The 22821-nt window shown below is 72.0% G+C and carries 21 protein-coding genes; 5 read left to right on the forward strand and 16 right to left on the reverse strand.

The genetic code is table 11. The features are described 5' to 3' along the window. Positions 1-159: 159 nt before the first annotated feature. A complete protein-coding gene (locus ABZ915_RS00950; protein ID WP_361793647.1) occupies positions 160-522 on the reverse strand; it encodes a hypothetical protein in 363 nt (120 codons plus the stop codon). 168 nt (positions 523-690) lie between these two features. Between ABZ915_RS00950 and ABZ915_RS00955 the strand changes: the two genes are divergently transcribed. Beyond that, on the forward strand, positions 691-1845 hold the full coding sequence (locus tag ABZ915_RS00955; RefSeq protein WP_361793650.1) for a histidine kinase: 1155 nt from the start codon (positions 691-693) through the stop codon (positions 1843-1845). After that, positions 1833-2492 carry a response regulator transcription factor gene (locus tag ABZ915_RS00960; RefSeq protein ID WP_361793653.1) on the forward strand — a complete coding sequence of 220 codons (660 nt, stop codon included), beginning with the start codon at positions 1833-1835 and terminating at the stop codon, positions 2490-2492. The genes ABZ915_RS00955 and ABZ915_RS00960 overlap by 13 nt, the downstream gene beginning before the upstream one ends. Positions 2493-2499: 7 nt before the next feature. On the opposite strand, the gene ABZ915_RS00965 is transcribed toward ABZ915_RS00960, so the two are convergent. The 7 genes from ABZ915_RS00965 to ABZ915_RS00995 all read right to left on the reverse strand — a co-directional run bounded on the left by ABZ915_RS00965 (position 2500) and on the right by ABZ915_RS00995 (position 10441). Beyond that, the gene (locus tag ABZ915_RS00965; protein WP_361793656.1) at positions 2500-3534 is read right to left on the reverse strand and encodes a zinc-dependent alcohol dehydrogenase family protein; all 1035 of its coding nucleotides are present in this window, start codon (positions 3532-3534) and stop codon (positions 2500-2502) included. Between the two features lie 49 nt (positions 3535-3583). Beyond that, complete coding sequence (locus tag ABZ915_RS00970) at positions 3584-4423, reverse strand: SDR family oxidoreductase (RefSeq protein ID WP_361793659.1); 840 nt, start codon at positions 4421-4423, stop codon at positions 3584-3586. 378 nt (positions 4424-4801) lie between these two features. Next, the gene (locus ABZ915_RS00975; protein WP_361793662.1) at positions 4802-5479 is read right to left on the reverse strand and encodes a response regulator transcription factor; all 678 of its coding nucleotides are present in this window, start codon (positions 5477-5479) and stop codon (positions 4802-4804) included. Further along, positions 5476-6678, reverse strand: coding sequence for a sensor histidine kinase (locus ABZ915_RS00980; RefSeq protein WP_361793665.1), 1203 nt, complete (start codon positions 6676-6678; stop codon positions 5476-5478). The genes ABZ915_RS00975 and ABZ915_RS00980 overlap by 4 nt, the downstream gene beginning before the upstream one ends. An 84-nt stretch (positions 6679-6762) precedes the next feature. After that, the gene (locus tag ABZ915_RS00985) at positions 6763-8976 is read right to left on the reverse strand and encodes an MMPL family transporter (RefSeq protein WP_361793668.1); all 2214 of its coding nucleotides are present in this window, start codon (positions 8974-8976) and stop codon (positions 6763-6765) included. Between the two features lie 95 nt (positions 8977-9071). Next, a complete protein-coding gene (locus tag ABZ915_RS00990) occupies positions 9072-9719 on the reverse strand; it encodes a VTT domain-containing protein (protein WP_361793671.1) in 648 nt (215 codons plus the stop codon). Further along, positions 9716-10441 (reverse strand): methyltransferase domain-containing protein, encoded by a 726-nt coding sequence (locus ABZ915_RS00995; protein ID WP_361793674.1) that lies wholly within the window; start codon positions 10439-10441, stop codon positions 9716-9718. The genes ABZ915_RS00990 and ABZ915_RS00995 overlap by 4 nt, the downstream gene beginning before the upstream one ends. A 573-nt stretch (positions 10442-11014) precedes the next feature. Between ABZ915_RS00995 and ABZ915_RS01000 the strand changes: the two genes are divergently transcribed. Continuing rightward, positions 11015-11665, forward strand: a complete 651-nt coding sequence (locus tag ABZ915_RS01000; protein WP_361795733.1) for a response regulator transcription factor — start codon at positions 11015-11017, stop codon at positions 11663-11665. Between the two features lie 29 nt (positions 11666-11694). Here the strand turns inward: ABZ915_RS01000 and ABZ915_RS01005 are convergent, their stop codons facing one another. Then, positions 11695-12303 carry a TetR/AcrR family transcriptional regulator gene (locus ABZ915_RS01005; RefSeq protein WP_361793677.1) on the reverse strand — a complete coding sequence of 203 codons (609 nt, stop codon included), beginning with the start codon at positions 12301-12303 and terminating at the stop codon, positions 11695-11697. An 86-nt stretch (positions 12304-12389) separates the two neighbouring features. Here ABZ915_RS01005 and ABZ915_RS01010 point away from each other — a divergent pair, with 86 nt between their 5' ends. Further along, positions 12390-12815: a nuclear transport factor 2 family protein gene (locus ABZ915_RS01010; protein ID WP_361793680.1), complete on the forward strand. Its 426-nt coding sequence runs from the start codon at positions 12390-12392 to the stop codon at positions 12813-12815. Then, on the forward strand, positions 12812-13648 hold the full coding sequence (locus ABZ915_RS01015; protein ID WP_361793683.1) for an NmrA family NAD(P)-binding protein: 837 nt from the start codon (positions 12812-12814) through the stop codon (positions 13646-13648). Before ABZ915_RS01010 ends, ABZ915_RS01015 begins: the two co-directional genes overlap by 4 nt. A 25-nt stretch (positions 13649-13673) precedes the next feature. Here ABZ915_RS01015 and ABZ915_RS01020 read toward each other — a convergent pair whose 3' ends face one another. Genes ABZ915_RS01020 through ABZ915_RS01050 form a run of 7 tightly spaced genes read right to left on the reverse strand, consistent with a single transcriptional unit; the run spans position 13674 to position 22693 of the window. Further along, positions 13674-14318: a nitroreductase family protein gene (locus ABZ915_RS01020; protein WP_361793686.1), complete on the reverse strand. Its 645-nt coding sequence runs from the start codon at positions 14316-14318 to the stop codon at positions 13674-13676. Continuing rightward, a complete protein-coding gene (locus ABZ915_RS01025) occupies positions 14315-15202 on the reverse strand; it encodes a hypothetical protein (protein WP_361793689.1) in 888 nt (295 codons plus the stop codon). The genes ABZ915_RS01020 and ABZ915_RS01025 overlap by 4 nt, the downstream gene beginning before the upstream one ends. Next, complete coding sequence (locus tag ABZ915_RS01030) at positions 15199-16182, reverse strand: ScbA/BarX family gamma-butyrolactone biosynthesis protein (RefSeq protein WP_361793692.1); 984 nt, start codon at positions 16180-16182, stop codon at positions 15199-15201. Before ABZ915_RS01030 ends, ABZ915_RS01025 begins: the two co-directional genes overlap by 4 nt. 10 nt (positions 16183-16192) lie before the next feature. Then, positions 16193-17137 (reverse strand): nucleoside-diphosphate kinase, encoded by a 945-nt coding sequence (locus ABZ915_RS01035; protein ID WP_361793695.1) that lies wholly within the window; start codon positions 17135-17137, stop codon positions 16193-16195. Continuing rightward, positions 17134-18225, reverse strand: coding sequence for an SDR family oxidoreductase (locus tag ABZ915_RS01040; protein WP_361793698.1), 1092 nt, complete (start codon positions 18223-18225; stop codon positions 17134-17136). The genes ABZ915_RS01035 and ABZ915_RS01040 overlap by 4 nt, the downstream gene beginning before the upstream one ends. 53 nt (positions 18226-18278) lie before the next feature. Continuing rightward, positions 18279-19931 carry a hypothetical protein gene (locus ABZ915_RS01045; protein WP_361793701.1) on the reverse strand — a complete coding sequence of 551 codons (1653 nt, stop codon included), beginning with the start codon at positions 19929-19931 and terminating at the stop codon, positions 18279-18281. Further along, complete coding sequence (locus ABZ915_RS01050) at positions 19928-22693, reverse strand: phosphoenolpyruvate synthase (RefSeq protein ID WP_361793704.1); 2766 nt, start codon at positions 22691-22693, stop codon at positions 19928-19930. The genes ABZ915_RS01045 and ABZ915_RS01050 overlap by 4 nt, the downstream gene beginning before the upstream one ends. Positions 22694-22821: the final 128 nt, after the last annotated feature.

Raw genomic sequence — 22821 nt, forward strand, 5'->3', positions numbered from 1 at the left:
TTCCTCCGCGCGGGCTGATGACGACCGGCGCCCAATTGAATATCACCCGCCGCCCGGAAAACCAATCGCGAAATCTTGTTGACTTCGCTGGAAAACGCTGTTCTCGGGCACCTTTTCAGGTGGGTTTGACAATTCTTCAGGCACCGCATCGCCCGGTCGTCAGGCACGCTCCGGCTGGGAGGCGCCGCGCTTCTGGAGGAGACCGAGGCCGGCTCCCAGTGAGACGACTCCCATGCCGGCCGCGGCCATGATTCCCTGCGTGCCGTCGACGGCGACGGCACAGAACGCGGCGACGGTTCCGTTGAACAGGAAAAGGAACCACAGCACGGGCCGCGAGGCGAGGAACGACTTGACCGGTTCCTTCCGCGCGATGCGGGAGCCCGCCAGGAGCGAGAGGGCGATTCCGCCGTAGGTGGCCAGGTTCTTCGCGGTGCCGTCGAAAACGGCGCCGGATGCCACGCACGCCGCGAGGCCGGCCAGAAAAGTGAGCCAGAGAGTGATCGACGCGAATACGGACTTCATGGGGAACTGCCTTCCGGGTGAGATACCGAAAACGTTGGTTCAACAGTCCCGTCATCCGGTCACGTCTTCGAGGGCGCCCCCTCCCCGACCGGCGGTGTAGCCGGCTACACCACCACCGTGTACTCCGCTCCCCCGTCGCCCGGTGTCGGGGCGCATAGCGTGGGCGGTATGTGGAAAGCGATGCGGCGGGCCGGGCGGGCCACGGTCCACCTGGCGCTGGCCGCGGCCCTGGCCTTCGGGCTGTACCTCTTCATCACCGTTCTGCTGCTCACGGCCATCGGCACGGTCGCGGTGGTGGGGATCTGGCTGCTGCCCGAGACCGTGCTGCTGATCCGGCGCATCGCCGGGGCCAAGCGAGCCATGACCTTCGCCTGGACGGGCAGGAGGATCCCCGAGGCGTATCAGCCGATCACCGGCCCGCTGCGGCAGCGGCTGCGTACCGCGGTCCGTGACCCCGGCACGCTCACCGATCTGCGCTGGATGGTGGCCTCGTACGTCTACGGCGCTCTGATCCTCCTCGCGCTGCCGCTGTGGGCGGTGGGGCTCGTCGTGGACGGGATGTGGTGCGGGCTGCTGGGCCGGACCCCGGTCGTGCTGCCGCTGATCACCCGGATCGCCGACCTGGAGGCCGGGTGGTCGCAGGCCCTGCTCAGGCCCTCCCCGAAGGCACTCCTGGCCGCGCGGGTGGAGGAGCTGGCCGCCACCCGCGCCGACGCCGTCGCCGCGCACGAGGCCGAACTCCGCCGCATCGAACGCGACCTGCACGACGGCGCCCAGGCTCGCCTGGTGGCTCTCTCCATGCGCATCGGGCTCGCCCTGCGCGCCTACGGCCGTGACCCCGAAGCCGCCCGCAAGTTGCTCGTCGAGGCCCATGACCACGCCCAGGAGGCACTCACCGAGTTGAGGCACGTGGTGCGCGGCATCCACCCGCCGATCCTCACCGACCGCGGCCTGGCCGGCGCGGTGCGGGCGCTCGCGGCAAGCTCCGGGCTGGACGTGACCGTACAGGTGGGCGGCGGGCTGGAGGAGGGGCCGAGGCCGCCGGCCGCGGTCGAGGCCGCCGCGTACTTCGCCGTGGCCGAGGCACTGACCAACGCGGCCAAGCACAGCGGCGGCCGACGCGCTACCGTGCGCCTGGAACGCCTGCGAGGCGGCCTGCGGGCCACCGTCAGCGACGACGGCCGGGGCGGCGCCGAGGAACACGGCGGAACGGGCCTGCTGGGCATCCGCCGCCGGGTTGCCGCCCTGGACGGCGAGGTGACCGTGACCAGCCCCGCCGGGGGCCCGACCGTGATCGATGTGGAGCTGCCGTGCGTGTGGTGATCGCCGAGGACAACGCCCTCCTCAGAGAAGGCCTCGTCCTGCTGCTGACCTCGGCCGGGCACGAGGTGGCGGCGGTCGCCGCCAGCGGGCCCGAGATCCTCCCGGCCCTGCTGGCGAACCGCCCGGACGTCGCCGTCCTGGACGTACGCATGCCCCCTCGTTTCCGCGACGAGGGACTGCGGGCGGCGCTGGAGGCCCGGCAGCGGATGCCCGGCCTGCCGGTCCTGGTGCTGTCCCAGTACGTCGAGGAGTCCTACGCCGCCGAACTCCTGGGCGGCGGGGCCGGTGGTGTCGGCTATCTGCTGAAGGACCGCGTGGGGCGGGTCGACGAGTTCCTCGACGCCCTGGAGCGGGTCGCCGCGGGCGGCACGGCTCTCGACCCGGAGGTGGTCACCGAGTTGCTCACCCGCCGCCGCGGCACACCGGTCGACACCCTCACCCCGCGTGAGCGCGAGGTGCTGAAGCTGATGGCGGAGGGCCAGGGCAACACCACCATCGCCGAAACGCTCGTCATCACCGAGCGATCCGTCAGCAAGCACATCGGCAACATCTTCCTCAAGCTCGGCCTGCCGCCGTCCGACAGCGGCCACCGCCGGGTGCTGGCCGTACTCGCCTACCTCGACAACTCCCAGGCCGACCGCGGTTGACGCGCCACTACGGCTTGACGAGGACCTTCAAAGCCTCGCGATCGGCCATGGCCCGGTAGCCGTCGGGCACCTCGTCCAGACCGACGGTGCGGTCGAAGACGCGGCCCGGCTCGATGCGGCCCTCCAGGACGTCCGGCAGCAGCTCCTCGAGGTAGGCACGCGCCGGGGCGACACCACCGGTGAGAGTGATGTTGTTCATGAACTCCGGGAAGCCCAGGGGGACTTCGCCGTACTGCGGAGCGCCGACCCGGCTGATGGTGCCGCCGGGGCGGACCGCGCCGATCGACATCCGCAGCGCGGACAGGGTCCCGACGCACTCCAGCACGGTGTGCGTGCCGTGGCCGCCGGTCAGTTCCCGCACTCGCTCGACGCCTTCTTCGCCGCGCTCGGCCACCACATCGGTGGCGCCGAAGTCCCGGCCCAGGTCGGTGCGGTCCTTGTGCCGGCCCATCAGGACGATCCGCTCGGCGCCGAGCCGCCTGGCCGCGAGGACGGCGGACAGGCCGACCGCGCCGTCGCCGACGACCGTGACGGTCGTACGGGGGCCGACCCCGGCGGTGACCGCGCAGTGGTGACCGGTGCAGAAGACGTCGGACAGGGTCAGCAGCGACGGCAGCAGTGCCGAGTCCTGCGCGACGGGCAGCTTGACCAGCGTGCCCTGGGCCTGCGGGACGCGCACCGCCTCTCCCTGGCCGCCGTCGATGCCGTCGCGTGCCCACGTCCCGCCGTGCAGGCAGGAGGTGTGCAGGCCCTCCCGGCAGAACGCGCAGGTGTTGTCGGACCAGACGAACGGCGCGACCACCAGGTCGCCCGCCTTCAGCCCGGCGACGTCCGCGCCGGTCTCCTCGACGACGCCGAGGAACTCGTGGCCCATGCGCCGGCCGTGCTCGGTGGCCGGCATGGAACCGTAGGGCCACAGGTCGCTGCCGCAGACACAGGCGTGCGTCACGCGCACGATCGCGTCGGTCGGCTGCTGGATCTTCGGATCCGGGACGTTCTCGACTCGGACGTCGCCGGCACCGTACATCAGTGTTGCTCGCATGTTCTCTTTCCCGGTCGGAGGTTGTCAGAAGGGTCGTCGGTGGGGGCCGTCAGGGGATCGTCAGTTCCCCGGTGCGCAGTGCCGCGGTCACGCCGCCGTCCATCAGGAGGTCGGCGCCGGTGATGAAGCCGGCCTGGCGGCCGAGGAGGAAGGCGGCCGCGTCGGCGACCTCGTCGGGTGTGCCGAAACGGCCGGCCGCCGACACCCTGCGCACCTGCTCGAACCACTGCTGGCGGGGCCCGGACAGCTCGTCCAGGGCCAGCGGCGTGATGATGACCCCGGGGCTGACGGCGTTGACGCGGGCACCGCGCTTGCCCCACGCGACCGCGGCGGTCTGCACCCGCAACGAGTTCGCCCGCTTGGACAGCGCGTAGGCGTGAACGGTGGAGCCGATCCGGTCGGCCTGGAGGAACGGCAGTTCCAGCAGCTTCCCGGTCTCGGTGGTGGCGAGCGCGTGCTCGATCTCGGGCGCGTAGGGGCTCTCCCGGTGCCCGGCCATGCTGGCGATCACGATGCCCGCCCCGCCGGGGGCGACGACGCGGGCGAACGCGTCCAGGACCATGGCGGTGCCGACCAGGTCGACGTGCAGGAGCCGCTCGATGCTCGCCTGGGTGGGAGACACACCGGCGGTGTGCACCACCTGAGTCACCGGGCCCAGAGCGGCGGCCGCATCGGCCAGGGCCTCGACCGCGGCGTGGTCGGAGACATCGGCGACCCGGGTCGTCACGTCGTACCCCTCGCCGCGCAGTCGCTCGGCCGCTGCCTGGGCCGCCTTGTCGCTGTGGTCGGCCAGCAGCACGGTGCGGCCGGCACCGACGCGGCGGGCGATCGCGACACCGATGCTGCCGGCGCCGATGACGACGACTACTTCCTTCGCGCCCTTGCTCATGTCTCCAACCCACTCTCTCTGCGCTCCCGCGCACCGGCGGCCGCCTTCAGCCCCGGAGTCCACCCTGCGGCTGCGGCGCGAGGTGTGGCAGGCCGTGCCGTGCCGGGGAGCGCTGTTCGGGGGAGTGACAGGGCCCCCCACGCGCCTCCGGCGCAGGTCACTGCCCGGAGACACTGAGAGGCATGGCACGTGAGCACACCTCCGAGGGCGGCACCGAGCTGGGACGCTTCCTGCGCGCCCGCCGCGCTCGGCCGATGCAAGGAGATTCGCCCCGTCCAGGACGGTACGGCCGGGCGGCTGCGTCGCCCGCCTGTGGGAACGGACCCCGACGTGACGAACCCCGAGCGATTCGAGGTCGTCATCCCCGAGGACCGGGCATCACGGCCGGGGCCCGGCGCTCACCAGGCCGGACCGGTATGCGATCACCACCAGCTGAGCGCGGTCCCGGGCATCCAGTTTGGACATGGCTCGCTGGATGTGGCTGCGCACCGTCAGTGGGCTGAGTACGAGCATTTCGGCGATCTCGGCGTTGGACTTCCCGTGGGCGGCCAGGGCCATGACCTCGCGTTCGCGCTGGGTGAGGGCGGCGAGGCCGGCCACGGGAACAGACGCGCTGTCCGGGTCGGGAGCGGCGAGGAAGCGGGTGATGAGCGCGCGGGTGGCCGTGGGCGACAGCAGCGCGTCGCCGGCGGCCACCGTGTGGATCCCCGCGAGGAGCGCTTCGGCGCTGACGTCCTTGCCGAGGAAACCGCTCGCGCCGGCTCGCAGCGCCTGGGCGACGTACTCGTCGTTCTCGAAGGTGGTCAGGATGAGCACCCGGACGTCCGCCAGAGCGGGGTCCGCGCAGATCGCGGCGGTCGCTGCCAGGCCGTCGGTGCCCGGCATGCGGATGTCCATCAGGACGACGTCCGGGTGATGGGCACGGGTGAGGTCCAGCGCCTCACCTCCGTCGGCGGCCTCGTCGACGACGGTCATGTCCGGGGTCGAGTCGATGAGGATGCGGAAGGTGGCCCGGAGCAGGGCCTGGTCGTCGGCGAGGAGGACGCGAATCGTCATGGCGTGGGGTCTTCTGGTGAGTCGGTGCGGTCCAGGGGCAGTACGCAGGTGACGTCGAAACCGCCGTCCGGGCGGGGCCCCGCGGTGAGGGTGCCGTCGAGCGAGTGGGCTCGTTCCCGCATGCCGATCAGGCCGAAGCCGCCGGCGGACGCGGGGGCCGCCGCGACGGCGGGGCCGTCGTCGCTGACCCTGAGGGTCAGGTGGTCCGGAGCGTGGGTCAGGCGCACGTGCGCGGTGTGCGTGTCGGCGTGTTTCGTGACGTTGGTGAGCGCCTCCTGAAGGATGCGGAAGGCGGTCAGGTCGGTGCTCGGGGGAAGCCTGTGCGGGGTGCCCTCCACCGTGACGTCGACTCGGAGTCCGGCCGAGGCCAGGGCGTCCGTCAACTCCCGCAGCCGGTCGAGGCCGGGGGCCGGTCCCAGGGGGGAGTCCGGATCGGCGTCCTGGCGCAGGAGTCCGACGGTGGCCTTCAGTTCCCGCAGGGCGGAGGCGGTGGTGGTCGCCAGGTTGTCCAGCATCTGCACCGTCCGCTCCGGGTGGGTTCGTGCGAGGTGGGCGGCGGTGCCGGCCTGTGCGTTGGCGAGGGCCAGATGGTGTGCGACGACGTCGTGCAGTTCCCGGGCGATGCGCATGCGTTCCTGGGCCACCCGGTAACGGGCCTCCTCCTCACGCGTCCGCTCGGCGTACTCGGCTCGGGCGTGGACCTCCGCGATGTACGCCCGGCGCATCTGCACATAGCTGCCGAGAGCGGCGGGCAGGAGGGCCCAGGCCGCGGGGTTCACCGTGGAGAGGACGAGATGTCCGCCCCAGCTCACCAGCAGGCCCGTGGCCATGAGGGAGAGGGCGGCACCGATGGACCAGTTGCGCACGCTCCGCCTCTCGGCCCGGGTGCCCATCGAGTAGAGGGCCGCGATCAGCGGGGCCATGACCAGCGGGGTGAGCAGATAGCCCAGCGCGCCCTGCACCATGGCGCACCCCGTGGTCACGACGACGACGGCGCGAGGACGGCTGCGGTGCCAGAAGAGGGCGGTCCCGGCGACGACCGAGAGGAGGATTCCGGGCCACAACGCGAGACCGTGCGCGAGCAGCCGGCCGGAGACGACGCTTCCGCTCACGCTGAAGCAGACCAGCAGCAGGACCGCCGTGGTACCCCAGCCATGGGAGGAGCCCCTCGGGGCACCCCGCCAACCGGGCTTCATCATTCTCTCCAGGGGATAAGCGGTGTCTCGTGCCCGCGGTTCGCCGGACCGCTGACCGCGGGACGGCGAACCGCGGGCCGTGACGGCTCAGATTCGGGCCGGCTCCTGCACCCCGGCCTCGATGTCACGGGCGTCGGGGGCCGGCCGACGGGCCAGTCCCTCGCCCTCGACATCCACCCTGGGCAGGATCCTGTCCAGCCAGGATGGCAGCCACCAGGCCCGCTCACCAAGGAGGGCCAGGACGGCCGGGACCAGTGCCATGCGCACCACGAAGGCGTCGAACAGTACGGCGATCGCGAGGCCGAAGCCCGTCGCCTTGATCATGGGCTCGCTCGCGCCGATGAATCCGGAGAAGACCGCGATCATGATGACCGCCGCCGCCGTGACGACCCGGGCACTGTTGCGGCTGCCGCTGACGATCGCCTCGGCGGGCCGGTCGCCGTGGACGTAGGCCTCCCGCATGCGGGAGACGAGGAAGACCTGGTAGTCCATCGCGAGTCCGAACACGATGCCCACCATGAGTATGGGCATCAGGCTCATGATCGGCCCGGGCTGCTCGATGCCGAGAAGATCGGCGCCCCAGCCCCACTGGAAGACCGCGACGACCGCACCGAGTGCCGCAAGCACCGAAAGGAGGAAGCCGAGGGCTGCCTTGACCGGGACGAGGATCGAGCGGAAGACCACCATGAGCAGGAGGAAGGCGAGTCCCAGGATCACGGCGAGGTAGGGGATCAGCGCGTCCTGGAGCGCCTGGGCCACATCGATGTTCATGGCTGTGCTGCCCGTGACCTCGAAGGTCGCGCCGGTGGCGGATTCCAGGCCGGCGCGCTCGCCCCGGATGGTGTGGACGAGGTCCTTGGTCCGCTCGGCGGTCGGCCCCGTCGCCGGTGTCGCGGAGATCATGGCGGTGTCACCCGAGGCGTTGAACCGGACCGGGGAAACGGCCACGACCCCGTCGGTCGCCTTGATCCTCCCGCTGATCTCGGCGACGGCCGCCTTGGGATCGTCGGCCTTCTGGGCGTCCACGACGATCGTCAGCGGGCCGTTGAACCCGGCTCCGAATCCGCGGGAGAGGTCGTCGTAGGCGCGGCGTTCCGTGGTGGACGTGGGTTTGGACTCGTCGCCCGGCATGCCCAGGCGCAGATCCGTCATCGGCACCGCGACGGTGACCAGGCCGATCACTCCGGCGAGCAGGACGGTGACGGGCCGGCGCAGCACGAACCGCGCCCAGCGGCTTCCCCCGTTGGTCTTGGGGATCTCGGCCCGTACGCCCTTCTTGCGGGCCCGGCGGGAGAGGACGGCGCCCGGCCAGAATCCCAGGAGGGCCGGGATGAGGGTCAGCGCGACCAGGACCGCGACGACGACCGCGCCGGCGGCGCACAGACCCATCTTGGTCAGCACCGGAACGCCGATCACCGACAGGCCCGCCAGTGCGATGACGACCGTGAGACCGGCGAAGACGACTGCCGATCCCGCGGTGCCGGCGGCGAGGCCCGCCGCTTCCTGCGGGGCGTGTCCCTTGGCCCGTTCCTCGCGGTACCGCGAGACGACGAACAGGGCGTAGTCGATGCCGACGGCGAGGCCGAGCATGGACGCCAGCGTCCCGGAGGTCGCCGAGAGGTCGAAGGTGCCGGCGAGCGCCGTGATGGAGGCCATGCTGATACCCACTCCGGCGATGGCCGTGAGCAGGGGAAGGCCGGCGGCCGCCAGCGATCCGAAGGTCATCACCAGGACCACGGCGGCGACGGCCATGCCGATCACCTCGGACGCGCCGCCCGCGGACGGCTGGGTGGCCAGCGCGGTGCCGCCCACCTCGACCGTCATACCGCTCTTGCGCGCCTCGTCGATGGCGTGCCGCAGCGAGGTCTTGCCCGCGTCGGTGAGATCGGCGGCCGTGACCTTGTAGGTGACGGTCGCGTACGCCATGGACGCGTCCTTGCTCACGGCGGCTGCCCGGAAGGGGCTCACCGCCCCGGCCACCTGCGGCCCCTTCCCCGCCTCGGTCACGAACGCGTCGATGACGTGACGGTCGTCCGCCGCCGTCACCTTCTCCCCGTGGGGTGCGACGAACACGATCCGGGCACTGGCCGCGTTGCCGTTCGTCCCGGGGAAGCGCTGCTGCATCAGGTCGAAGGCCTTCTGCGCCTCGATGCCCGGCATGAAGGACGTGCTGTTGTCGTCGGCGGAGGGCGCCGCGACGGCGCCCGCACCGACGGCGACGAGCACCGCCGCCCAGACGAAGAGAACGGACCAGCGCCGCCGGAAGGCAGCACGGCCCACTCGGTAGAGGAGGGTAGCCACGAGTCAGGAATCTCCACTCGGAATCGGGTACCGCTCCAGACTCATCGATCACCGTCCCCACGTCGTCCTGCACGGACACGCAGTTGTGCCTGGTGTCAGAGCACTAGAGGGGATGCCGTTTCCTCATCCTCAGGTAGCACACGGGTGCCGCGTCGACGCCGTAGGAGGCCCACCCCGACGGCGAGCAGGACGACCGCGGCCACGGCGGGGGCGCCCGGAGTGAGGATCCGCTGAAGGGACGTCGCGGCAGCGAAGCCGACGCCGGCCTCGGCGAAGGCCCACAGGCAGGCGGCGGCGACGCTGTAGGGGGCGATGCGGTGGTAGGGCAGTCGGGTGGCGCCCGCGAAGTGAGGGGTGAGGGTGCGGACCACGGGCAGGAAACGGGCCAGGAAGACGGCCCGGCCGCCGTACCGGGTCATCAGTGTCTCGGCCCGGTGCCACGCGCCGCCGGGGATGCGACGGCCGACGCGGCCTGCGCGCAGCTGGTCGCCGAGGAGCCTGCCGGTGCGGTGGGCGAGGAAGTCGCCCACCACCACGGCGCCCGCTGCGCCGGCGACGACGACGAGGAGGCTGATGTGGCCGGTACGGGCGAGGGCACCGGCGGTCAGCAGCAGGGTGAGCGTGGGGACGAGGGCGCCGACCAGAAGGATCGACTCGGCGAGGACGGCCAGGATCACCACCGTGTATGCGGAGGCGGGAGGGAGATGGCCGAGGAGTTCGGAGGGTGCGGACAGCGCGTTCACCGACTCGCTCCGTCCGCGGCGTGCTGTGGGCCTTGGAGGGCGGCATGGGGGCGTTGCAGGTGCCAGACGTGGGCCGGTGGGAGGTTGGCCCAGACCGTCCAGCGGCCGGTGGCGTAGCCGCGCTGGTAGGCGGCCATGGCTTCGTCCACCGCGGCGTGCCGGCGTGCTTCGGCTCGTGACGCGGTCAGGGCGCGGGCCTTGCGCGTGCCGAGGTAGGCGAAGTAGGTCAGAGTGCCGCCGGGGTGGAGGAGTTCCAGGTAGCGGGCCATGATGCGCTCGACCTGTACGGGGGTGAAGTTGGTCAGTGGCAGCCCGGAAACGATCACGTCGTAGCGTCGGTCGGTGTCGAGGTCCTCGACGTACGTCTGATGCACATTCACCTGCGCGGACCGGCCGGCCAGGCTCGGGTGGCCCGTGACGAGGTGACGCAGGCGCTGGGCGAAGCGCGGGTTTGCCTCGACGATGTCCAGCCGGCTTCCCCGGGACAGCTGGGGTATCAGGGCGCGGGTGACCGCGCCAGTGCCTGCGCCGGCCTCCAGGACGGCCAGGGGGCGGGGTGCCCGGACCCGCACGGGTTCGGTCAGGGCGCGGGACAGGGCCTTGCCGCTGGGGGCCACGGCGCCGGTGGTGCGCAGATCGCGGGCCGCTTCGAGGAGGAACATCCAGCCCTCGGCATGGCGCTGCGCCAGGACACGGTCGTGAGAGGTGGTCCAGTCGTTCATGGATTCGACGCTAGAAAGCGACGCCCGCCACCAGATCCATCGTTGTGGGACGGCCTCCCCCTACGAAAGTAGGGGGTCGGCGTGGCCTTTCGTCGAACAGGTGAACACAGCGGTCTGCCTAGGATGGCCAAGGTGAGCGGGAGAAGAGGACCGGGGTGGACCGCATACGGGCGCGCGGGACTCGTGGCGTTGTTCGTGGTGGCCGCTGTGCTGAACGGCGCATCGACCGACGGCGGTCACTATCTGGCCCCCCGTACCGCCGCAAGCCTGCTGTGCGGAGCGGCCCTGCTGGTGCCTCGGCTGCGCCGGCCGTTCGCGCCGTTCCTGGTCACCTCGGCCACGGCGTGGTGGGGGTGGCCGCTGATGCCACTACTGGTGGTCGCCCTGTTCGACCTGGCCGTGGACCGCCGCGTGCGGGTGGCGGTGGGATGTGCTGTCGCCGCGATGGGCGCCAACCTGCTCATCCAGCCGGCAACCTCGCTGTGGACGGGGCAGCAGTACGGATCCGGCGTGTTCCTGGCTGGCCGCCCGTATCCCCCATCCCATCGGCAACGGACAGAACGGCACCCCCACATGATCCGCACCATGATCGTCGACGATGACGCTCTGGTCCGCCTCGGCCTGGCCGACCTCCTCGACGGTGACGAAGGCATCGAGGTGGTCGCCCAGGCCGCCGACGGCCTCCAGGCCGTCGAGCAGGCCACCGCTCACCACATCGATGTCGCCCTCGTCGATGTCCGCATGCCCCGCATGGACGGCATCACCGCCACCACCCGGCTGCGTGCCCTCCCCCACCCGCCGAAGGTGATCACCCTGACCACCTTCGACCTCGACGAGTACGTCTACAACGCCCTCGCCGCCGGAGCCGACGGATTCCTCCTCAAGGACACCGACCCGGCCGAAATCCTCCGCGCCGTCCACCTGGTGGCCGCCGGCTCGGCGATGCTCCACCCCACCGCGGCCCGTCGCCTCATCGACCGCTACCACGCGGCCAACCAGCCCCAGGTCAAGGAAGCTCAGGCCCGGCTGGACCGCCTCACCCCCCGTGAACGCGACGTGCTCGCCCTCCTCGCCCGCGGCGACACCAACGCCGACATCGCCGCCCACCTCGCCATGCGCGAGAGCACCGTCAAGGCTCACGTCAGCCGCATCCTGACCGCCCTGGACGTCACGAACCGCGTCCAGGCCGCCCTCCTCGCCCGCGACGCAGGACTCACCGGCTGACCGGCTGACCGGCTGACCGGAGGAGGAGATCAGTCCTCGGCGGTCACTTCCTGGAGGGGGCCGGAACGCAGGACCCTGGCGGTGAAGTTCGCCAATTGAGCCCGCATTCCTTCACGCGGCACACGGTCGTGGCCGGCCAGGTGCTCGACGAGGTCGGCCCGGGTGGCGGCGAGCAGGGCGTGGGCGGTGAAGTCGCTGTCGGTCAGACCGGGGATCTGTTCCAGTACGGCCTGGAGCAGGCCGTGCCACCGCTCGTAGTGCTCGGCCTGGTACGGGCTGCCGCTCCCGCTTTCCTCCAGGGCCAGCGCGAGGCGGCGGTTGTCGAACTTGAAGCACAGGACGGCGTCGAGCAGGGCGGGTACGCGCTGCCGCGGCGGGGTGGCGGGGCCCAGGGGCGACGGGCCGGCCTCGACGGCTTCCCTGATCGGTTCGAGCCGTGCCTCGTACAGCGCGCGGAGCAGTCCGGGGCGGTCGCCGAAGGCCCGGAAGAGCGTGCCTTTACCGACGCCTGCCGCTGCCGCGATGTCGGCCATGGTGATGTCCTCGGGACTCTCGGAGCGGGCGAAGAGGGCGTCGGCGGCCGCGAGGACGGCTTCCCGGTTACGGGCGGCGTCCTTGCGGGGCTTGCGCTCGGCCATGGTGCTCCTCCATTTGCAAACCGGACCCGGGGTCCGTATCGTCAAAAGCGGACCCAGGGTCCGGATTCCATGGATGGAGGATACCCATGTCCGCACCGACATCTCCGGCGGATCTCTACCGCCACAGCCTGCGACTGCTGCTGGACAAGAACATTCCCGGCTGGATCGGTCTGTGGGCCGAGGACGGGGTGATGGAGTTCCCGTTCGCACCCGACGGCTGGCCCGGGCGCCTGGACGGGAAGGACGCCATCGCCGCCTACATGCGCCACTACCCCGACCACATCGATCTGCACGGCTTCCCGGACCTGCGGATCCACGAGACCACCGACCCGCGGACCATCGTGGTCGAGATGCGCGGCGTCGGCCGCCTGGTGGAGACCGGCGGTCCCTTCGACATGACCTACATCGCCGTCGTCACCGTTCAGGACGGGCGCATCACCTCCTACCGCGACTACTGGAACCCCCTCGCCGTCCTCGAACCCGGCACCGACTTCGCCGGGAGCGGCCGATGACCACCACCGGCACCACTCTGGTCATCGGCGCCACCGGCACCACCGGCAGCCGCACCGCCGCACGGCTGACAGCCGCAGGTCACCGCGTCAGAGCCGCAGGCCGTCACGCCACCCCGGTCCCCGGCGCCGAGCCGGTCACCTTCGACTGGTACGACCCCGCCACCCACGCCGCCGCCCTCGGCGGAGTCGACCGCGTCTACCTCGTCCCACCCCTGGGAGACTCCGACCCGGCGGCGATCATGTTGCCGTTCCTCCGGCAGGCCCGCACCGTCGGCGTCCACCGCGCCGTGCTCCTCAGCTCCTCGGCCATCCCCGAGGGCGGCCCGGCGGTGGGAGAGGTGCACCAGGCGCTGCCCGGTCTGTTCGAGGAGTGGGCGGTGCTGCGGCCCTCGTGGTTCATGCAGAACTTCACCGGCACGCACGCGCACGCCGCGAGCATCCGTGAACACGGCGTCATCCGGACCGCGGCCGGGAGCGGCCGGGTCGGCTTCGTCGACGCCGAGGACATCGCGGCCGTCGCCGTCCACGCGCTGACCGACGAATGCGCCCCCAACACCGATCTCGTCCTCACCGGACCGGAGGCGCTCAGCCACGACGACATCGCCGCGATCATGACCGAGGTCACCGGTCGGCCCGTCGTCCACCGCCGGCTGTCCGAAGAGCAGTTGCGCGACCGCCTCACGGCGCTGATGCCGCTGGAGTTCGCCTCCATGCTGGCCGGCATGGACCGTGCCATCGCCGAGGGGTCGGAGGACCGCGTCACCGACACCGTGCGGCGCCTCACCGGCCGGCCGCCGCGCACCATCCGCGCCCACCTCGAAAGCGCGAACTGACCGCGTCCTGGCCATCGTCAGCGGGTCAGGTGCCCTGCCAGCCGTTGTGGTGCAGGACGTGTTCGAGCGGCAGCCGCGGTCCCGGCCCGAAGGTGCCGCGCAGCGGGTATGCCGTGGGCAGCAGTGCGCCCTGGCGGACGGTGGGCGGCAGGCCCAGCAGGTCGGCGACCTCCTGCTCACGGTCCAGGTGGACCGCCGTCCAGGCGGTGGCCAGACCGCGGCTGCGGGCGGCGAGCGCGTAGCTCCAGGCGGCGGGCAGCAGCGACGCCCACAGACCTGCCTGGTTCCCGGCCGGCAGTCGCCCGTCGCCCAGTTCGAGACACGGGATGACCAGGACGGGCACCCGGTGCAGCCGGTCGGCCAGCGCACGGGCGGCGGTGAGCACGGAGCGCGTCGCCTCGGGCAGTTCCGCGAGCCGCTCCAGCGTGGCGGCGTTGCGGTCGTGGAACGCGCCGCGGTACACCTCGGCGACGTCCGCGCGGATGCGCGGGTCGGTGAGCAGGATCCAGCGCCAGTTCTGCCGGTTGTTGCCGTTGGGCGCCTGGAGGGCGATGCGCAGGCAGTCCTTGACGAGTTCCGGGTCCACCGCCCGGTCCAGGTCCAGGCCCCGCCGTACGCACCGTGTGGTGGTCAGCAAGTCATCGGAGGCCAGGGGGAGTTCGTCGGTCACGGCAGCAGCACCGCCCTGACGACCAGCGAGAGGTACGTGACCACGACGAAGCCCATGGCGGCGGGCAGCGGCCAGGTGCCGCGGCCGGCGGACAGGAACCGTCGGGTGCCCCAGGCGGGCAGAGCCACCGCCAGGCAGGGCAGCAGCCCGAGCGGACCGTCCGGCGCGAACAGCGGCACCTGACAGCCGACCGCGCCGGCCGCGAAGCCCGCGGTGACCGCCGCGCTGCGGCGCGGGCCGAGACCGGCCGAGTACAGGCGGGCACCGGGCGTCGCCTCCCAGGCAGTCTTTCGCGCGAACTCGAAGTGCAGGAAGACGCAGGCGGACAGGGCGAGCAGCGCCGCGCCGCGCCAGTCGGCAGTGACGCTCCCGGCGGCGACGAGCGACCCGTACACGTAGGCGCCGAGCAGCACCTGCACCGGGTACGTGACCGCCAGGTCGAGCAACTGCCGGTCCCGTACCGCGGGTGACAGCCGTTCCAGCGCGGTGAGCAACAGCCCGTAACCGAGGGCCGCGAGGAGCAGCAGGGCGGCAGTGGTGGAGCAGGCGGTGTTGAGCGCCGTCACCACCAGGGTGATCGCCGCCATCGCGCCGCGCAGTTCGGCCACGGTGATCGCACCGGTGACGAGCGGCCGGTCCGGGTGGTGCACGCGGTCGTACGCGAGGTCCTTCCACTCGTCCAGCATCCGCAGGAACAGCAGCGCCAGTACGACGCTCACGACCCGCACCCAGGTCGCGCCGGACGGCTGCCAGGCCGTCCCGGTCGCGGTCACCGCCGAACTCTCCAGAGCGAGGACCCACAGCAGTCCGTACGTGACGTAGATGTGCGGCCGGAACCTGAGCGACACGAAGCGGCACAGTCTGGCGGGTGCGGCCCGGGTCATACGGCTCCGTGCGCCGCCGCGACGGCGAGGGCACCCGCAGGGCCGGCCGGGTCCGCGTCGGCCAGCCTGATGCGGGCCTCGGCGGCGACCACGCCGGCCTGGTGCAGGGTGCACTCGAGGTCGGCGTCGGGCCGGACGGGAGCGGTACGGCACTGAAGCGGCAGGTCCATCTCGGCGAAGCGGCGGAATCGCGCCGCCAGGGCGACCGGCAGCGCCGCGGGCGTACGGACGGTACCGGCGTCGGCAGCCGCCGTCAGGGCGAGTTGGCGGAAGGCTTCCAGTTCCAGCATGCCGGGGACGTGGTCGACCCAGTGGTCGTACAGGGTCGGGTGGGTGGTCTCGGCGATCAGCCGGGCGGTGCGGGTGCCGTCGGCGGCCGTGTGCGGCGGTGAGATGACCGTGTTGGCCGGGTCGCGCCGGCCGACGAGCGCGGGGTCGGCGCGTGGTCCGGACAGGGCGACGGGAACCTCGGGCAGGCAGAGCCCGCCGCGCTGGCCGGCCCGCAGGCGCGTCCAGGCCCGCGGGGGCATCCAGGAGTAGTCGATGCGGGCCAGCAGGGCCGTGTGTGCGCCGATGGTCAGGGTGAAGCGCAGCCGCAGGCCCGTCAGTGCGGCCCGGTGGTGGAACCGGTGCTCGACACGGGCGGTGATGACGGCCTCGGTGGGACGGTCGCCACAGATGAGCTCCGCCGGCTCCGGCACCTCGAACTCGACCGAGCGCAGCAGGAACTTGTGCCCCAGGGGGACGTCGAGGTGGCGGTGGGCCACCACGAAGATGCCCTGCCGGCACGCCTCCAGCAGCAACAGGGGGTCGTGGTGGGTGCGCGGGCCGAAGGTGTCGTGGTAGAAGGCGTGGCGGCGGGGAAGCTGCGCGGCCAGCACCATCTCGTCCTCGCCGCGGCGCTCCACGTCGGTCAGGAAGACCTCGGCGACCGCCGCGCGATGGACCAGTTCGCTGGGGAGTGTCCGGGTGAACTGCATGGGCCGCTCCTCAGCTCGGAGTGGCGCCGACGGTGTCCAGGTGGCGGCGCCAGCTGCCGGCGTCGGCCCCGTCGAGCACGGGGGCTCGGCCGGGCTGCCGCATGGGGAGCACCTGGGAGCCGACGATGACGGTGTCCCACGGGTCGAGGTCGATCCCGTGTTCCCACGCGGTCTCCAGCAGCAGCCGCGGACCCGCCGCCGGGCCGGCGCCGCGGTGCCGGGCGAGAACGTCACGCAGCCGGTCGACGGCGGGCTCGAAGTCGAGGTTCCGGGGCTTGGCGGCGGCGTACAGCCGGCCGGTCAGCTCCCGGGCTTCGGCGGTGCGGTCCTCGCCGGCGAGGGCGGAGCGGAAGAGGCGGTCGCGTGCGGTGTCGTCGAAGTGCACGGCCAGCTCTCGCAGGACGTCGGCGGGTTCGTCGGGGGTGTGCACCAGGTTCAGCAGATAGCTGTAGCGACCGAGGAGGTGGCGCAGCTGGCCCGGCTGCCGGGCGTCGGGGTCCGTGGGCCCTTTGAGCCGGGTGAGTTCGACCGAGGCGGGAACGTCCAGGCCGTGCGCCGGGCGGACGAGCAGCACGAGGGCGTCGGCGTCCTCCAGGAAGAGGGCGGCGAGCCTCCTGCGGTGCGGGGTGGCGAGGTTCCACTGGAAGTACCACAGGGAGCGGATCATGGTGCGGGTCAGCCGGGTGACCGCCGCTCCGACGATCCTGAAGCCTCTTCCGCTCAGCCAGTCCACGGCCGTGTCCAGCCTGCGGGCCACCACGGCGTCCGGCTTCAGCAGCAGCGCGGCGTGCCGGTGGGCGAAGCCGGTGACGTCCTCGGTGAGGGCGGCGAGTTGTTCGTGGCTCTCCTGGAAGTAGGTGTCCGCACCGTAGAGCCGCTGCTTGGCGGGGTGGCAGGTCAGGAGCGGGGAGACGGGTATGCCGTGCGGGGGTTCGGCGAGCTGCGTGAGGGTCATCGGTGGGTGCTCCCGTCGTACAGGGCAGCGGCCGGCTCGTTGCGCGGGGCCGGGCCGAGGTAGCCGGTGGTGAGGCAGTGGTCGAGGAGGCGGCGCAGGTAGGGCCGGGCACGCGTGGGCGCCGGACGGCGGCTGAAGGCCGCGGCCTGTGTGTCGTCGAAGTGGACGCGTCGCCGGAAGTAGGTGTCGTGCAGGGAGATGACGCGGTCGTAGTAGGGGCGTTCGCGGTCGGGCAGGGCCGCGGCGCAGAACGCCGACGGCGGTACGAACCTCGGTACCTGGAAGCACGGGTACTCGGCGAGGACGTCGGAGAAGTCCCGCAGGGTCAGCTCGTGACCGACGGCGTGCAGGGTGCGGCCCACGGCGTCCTGGAAGCGGGTGGCGGCCTCGGTCACCAGATCGGCGACGCGGTCGACCGGGGCCAGGTCGAGGACGGCGTCGTAGTGGCCCGGCACGGTGCGCACCAGGCCCCTGGTGAGGACCCGCAGCACGGGGTAGATGGTCTTGAAGTCGCGGACGCGGCCGGTGCGGGTGGCGCCGGTGACGATGCTGGGGCGCACCACTGCCACGGGCAGGCCGTCCCGCGCGGCCTCGCGGATCATGGTCTCGGCGGTGAGTTTGCTCTTCTCGTAGCCGTTGCCGGGGCGTTGGCCGACGTCGAGTTCGTCCTCGCGGGCGATGCCGTCGCGTTCCCCGCACACGTATGCGGTACTGATGTGCACCAGCGGAATACGGCAGGCGAGGGCGAGGTCCAGGACGTTCCGGGTGCCGGCGACGTTGACGCGGTCGTACCGCTCGTCGGGCAGTCCGAAGTCGGTGACGGCGGCGCAGTGCACGATCCGGTCGGCGATGGCGGCGAGCCTGCGGTCGTCGCCGGTCAGCCCGAGGCCGGGGCGGGTGATGTCGCCGGTGATCCGGGTCAGGGTGCCCGGTCCGGGGGTGAGTCTTCTGCCGTTGTTGCGGACGAGTTCGCCGTTGCGGTGCAGCAGCGTGAGCACGGTGTGGCCGGCGGCGCTGAGCCGGGCGGTCGTCTCCGCGCCCAGGAAACCGCTGGCGCCGGTCACCAGCACCGTCATCGGGTCGGACATCGGTGGCTCCGGGGTGGCAGGTCGGCGGGGTGCTGTCACGGGTCCTGGTGCCGTCACAGGGCCTGGTGGGGCTGGGCGCCGTTGCAGGCCAGCAGGTCGCGGGCCTCTTCGATGGGCAGTTCCGCGTCGAGGTGGGCGCCGATGCGCAGCCAGTCGTAGCCGATCTGGAGGGTGGCCCGCCAGGTGTCCGCGGAGTCGAAGGAGAGCGGGAAGGAGCCGGCGCCCACGGTGTCGCGGACCCGGCCGATGTAGGCGCGCAGTTCCGTGAGCAGGGTGTCGCCGTGCTGTGCCGAGTCGACGGTGCGCCGGAGCAGTTCGCCGGCGTGCGCCCCGATCGGCCCGGTGGTGGGCGGCAGCAGGTCGAAGCGGCGTACGAGGTCGGGGTCGGCGGGCAGCGGATGGACCCCGTGGGCGCTGAACAGCCCGCGCAGAGCGGCGTGTACGGCGCGACGCGCGGTGAGTTCGGCAACACGCCACTGGCCGCGTCGCAGGGCGCCGGTCAGGTCCTCGACGGCGTTCTCGACGACCACGTTGGACCACACCAGGGCCATGGCCGCGGCGGCGAACCGGTCGGCGGGCAGCGGCAGGAGGTCGACGGCGCCGGGTCCGCCGACGGCCGCGCCGCGCACCGACAGCAGTGGCTGTGCGGTGGAGGGCGGCGGGGTGACAGGTCCGGGCGGGGCGGCGAGCGGCAGCGCGGGGGTGACGGTGCCGCCGCCCTTCCAGGCGAGGCGGATCAGCCCGTAGCGCAGGAAAGCGGCCAGCGGCGGGCCGGGGTCGGCGACGCCGGTGTCCGTGGCCGCGGCCAGCACCCGGGGCAGCGGCCGGCCCAGGACGAGGGAGCGCCAGACGGCGCCGGAGTCCTCGCCGAGGGCGAACACCTCGCGCCGGCCGCGGATGACGTGGACGCGGTCGCCGGTCTGCCAGGTGGTCACCCCGGCCACGCGTTCGACGGTGAGCCGCTCGGCCCGCCAGGGGACACCGGTGAGACCGACTTCCTCGGCGAAGGCGAGGCAGGCGGCCAGGTGGGCGTGGGCGGCCTCGGCGTCGCCCGCGGCGGGGTCGGTGGCCGCCAGTTCCCAGTAGCGGTCGCGTACGTCCGCGTGGCCGGCCCGGTCCAACTGCAAGGACAGCCACTTGGGTTCGAGGTAGGTCTCGCCCAGGCCGGCCGCCCAGGACTTGACGGTCTGGACGAGCCCGGCGCGGGTCCAGTCGACCGCCTCGTCGCACTCGCCGAGGCACAGCAGCGCCATCGCGTGCCGCAGGGACTGGCGGGCCCGGTGCGCCCACCAGCCGGCGGTGATCCGGCGGAACCGCTCGACGGGCAGCATCGCCTTCACCTCCTCGACCAGGGCGTGGCCGCGCAGCGGGTGGCTGTGCAGCAGCCGCTGGCAGCGGTTGAGGAGATCCTCGGAGAGCCGGCCGGGCCGTTCGGCACCCTCCTCCACCGCGCGTAACCGGTCGGCGAGTTGCCGCACCGACTGGGTGCGGATCTCCACCCGCCGGCCGTCCACGAAGAGCAGCGACGGCATGGCCGGCAGGTCGTCCTCGCGGCGGCCGACGAGCAGGAAGTCGATGTCGGAGGAGGGATTGCCGAACCCCTCCGCGATCGAGCCTTCCAGGGTCACGGCCCACTCGGTGCCGCGGGGCAGTTCGGCGAGGGACTTGTCGAGCAGGTCCTGAAGTCGGTCCTCGGTGAGGATCACGGGTGGGTCTCCGTTCGGGGGGTGTGCCGGGCGGCGGCCGTGCCCTCGTCGGGCGGGTCGGCGAGTACGGTGACCGTCCCGGCGGTGCCGTCGACGCGCAGCCGGGTGCCGCTGCGGATCTCGGTGGTGACGTCCTTGACCTGGACCACGGTCGGGATGCCCAGTTCTCGTGCCACGACGGCGACATGGGTGAGCGGGCTGCCGCGTTCGATGACGAGGGCGGCGGCCGAGGGCAGTGCGGCGACCCAGCCTGGGTCGGTGCGGTAGGTGACCAGGACGCCGCCGCTGATGTCGTGCGGGGCGGCGGTGACCACGGCGGGACCTTCGACGACGCCGGGGCAGCAGGGGGTGCCGCGCAGCTCGCGGGCTCCGCTGGGGGCGGCCGGACCGTTCGTCCAGCCGGCTCTCTCCAGGTTGCCCGACCAGTACGGGGCGCCGCGAGTGGTGAAGCGGGACGGGGCGTGCAGTGCGGTGTCGGCGGCCAGTCGTCCGCGGCGCAGCGCGACCAGGTCCCGCAGCTCGGTGTGGGCGATCATGCCCTCGTAGGCACCGGTGATCTCGTCCAGGCGCAGCATGAAGACGTCGTCCCGGGTGTCGATGGCGCCGGCGCGTGCCAGATCGAGGCCCAGGGCGCGCAGCATGCGTTTGGCCGCCCCGAAGGCGCGGGTGCGGCAGAACCTCAGCCGTTCCCGGTCGGCGAGGGCCGCCCGCGCCTTGCCCCGCACCCGCTCGTACAGCAGCCGGCGCGGGCCGCGCAGATGCTCGTCGAGGTAGGCGTCGGCGTCACCGCCGCGGTCCGGCACGCCGGCCTCCGCGGTGGCCGGCAGCGCGTCGCGCAGCAGGGTGAACAGTCCTGCCGGGTTCTCGTGCAGGTCGGGGACCTCGAGTTTGAGCTCGTCGGGGCTGCGGTAGCCGTAGTCGGCGATGTACGCGTCGACCGCGGCCAGGAAACGGGTGTGGCCGGCATCGCGGAGCGCCTGGAGGGCCTCGGAGTCGGGGGTTTGTTCCAGCAGTCGCAGGACGTCGGTGTCGGCGCGTGCCTCGGCTGCCAGTTCGCGCAGCGCCCACACCGGTTCCGCGGACTCCACGGCGCCGCCGGGGGCGGCCGCGGCCCAGGTGAACCACTCCGGTGCGGCCGGCAGCCATCTGCGGGTGAGCAGGGCCAGCAGTCCCAAGGAGAGCAGGACCGTCGCGTCCAGGACCTGCATCGGGCCCCATTTCTCGATGAGTTCACGCTGCAACCGGCGAAAGCGGCGGTAGGTTTCATCGCCGGGCAGCGCGTCGTAATCGACATTGTTGAAGATCGCGTACGCCCGGTAGAAATCCCTGTGGAAGGTCTCCACGGATTTCCGCGTGGTGAGGAATCTCCTGACGAAGATCGTCGTTCGGGCCAGACGCGACAGCCGTCCGCGCAGCCCGAATTGCGGCGTGAACGGATGGAGCGTGTCGGCCGTCTCGTCGGAGATGCTTTCCGCGACGCCGAGGCTTTTCTCGAGAACGCGCCGGTTGAGCCGGTACAGCGGGGCCAGGCGCACCATGCGGTACCAGTGGAACAGGTTGTAGTAGACCCGCCCGTGGACATGGCCGAGCAGATGCGGGGTCCACTCCCGCACCTCGCGCAGCCGCTCGCCGCGGACGCCCAGGGCGCGGGCGTAACTGTCGTACACCTTGGCGTAGGTGTCGGCGGCGAAGCTGTAGGTCAGCGGGGACACGACACCGCTGAAGCTCTCCACGATGTTGGAGTTGTCCCAGATACGCAGCTCACCCTCAGGCTCCGGCGCTGGGGCGGGGGCGGGGGCGAGGGTGGTGACCGGGCGGCTCTGGAGGATCCACAGGGTGTCCTCGGCGATGGCCCACTCGATGTCCTGGGGCGCGCCGCGGTCCGCGGCGATGCGGACGCCGGTCTCGTGCACCCGGGCCAGTTCGGCGGCGGTCAGGGACAGCGCCGCGCGGTCATCGTCCGCGACGGGCGAAACCTGGCAGCCGGGGCCGGATCCGGCGTCGTAACGCTCCTGTTTGTCGCCGACCACCGTGGTCAGCGGCTCGCCGGTGGTGGCGTCCAGGACGATGGTGTCCGCGTCGACCGCGCCCGAGACCAGCCCCTCCCCCAGCCCGTGGACGGCGCTGACCACATGGCGGTCGGTACGGCCGGTCGTCGGGTCGGCGGTGAACAGCACACCGCTGCGCTCGGCGGGCACCATGCGCTGCACGATCACGGCGACGCCACCGGCGTCGACCGGCAGCCGGTGCCGCGCCCGGTAGCACAGGGAGCGCTCGGAGAATCCGGAGGCCCAGCAGCGGCGGACATGGGAGACGACCTCGTCGAGGCCGCGGACGTTGAGGAAGCTGTCGAACTGGCCGGCGAAGGAGTGCCGCACGCCGTCCTCCTCCGCGCCGGACGAGCGCACGGCCACCGCACCGCCGCCGGCCCGCCGGTAGGCCAGGGCGATGGCCTCCGTGACCCGCTCACCGAGGGGCGCCGACTCGATCAGACGGGCGATCTCGTCGGCGACCTGCCGGGCATTCGGCTGCCGGCCGTCGGCGAGCAGCGGCGTCAGGTGCTCGTCCAGTCCGCTGCCGCGGCGGAATTCTTCGAAGACATTCAGGCCGAGGATCGACCAGCTCGGTATGTGAAAGCCGGACATGCTCAGGGCGTGGAGGTTCTTCCCTTTTCCACCGGCCCAGTCAGCGATCTTGGATTTTTCACTGGCCGGCGTGAGGACGTGCAAGGACCGGTGTCCTGATCCCGTGGTGAGCGACAACTCGTTTCCTTTTCAAGGGCGATACTCAACCGGTGTTGCTCGATCTCGCCCGAATGTTTCACAGTGAGGCCGGTCGAAACACCCTGCGGCCCGGCAGTGGGTGTTTTTCGGTCGTCGTGGTTTTTTCA

This window comes from Streptomyces sp. NPDC046915 (assembly GCF_040644935.1).
GTDB lineage: Bacteria > Actinomycetota > Actinomycetes > Streptomycetales > Streptomycetaceae > Streptomyces.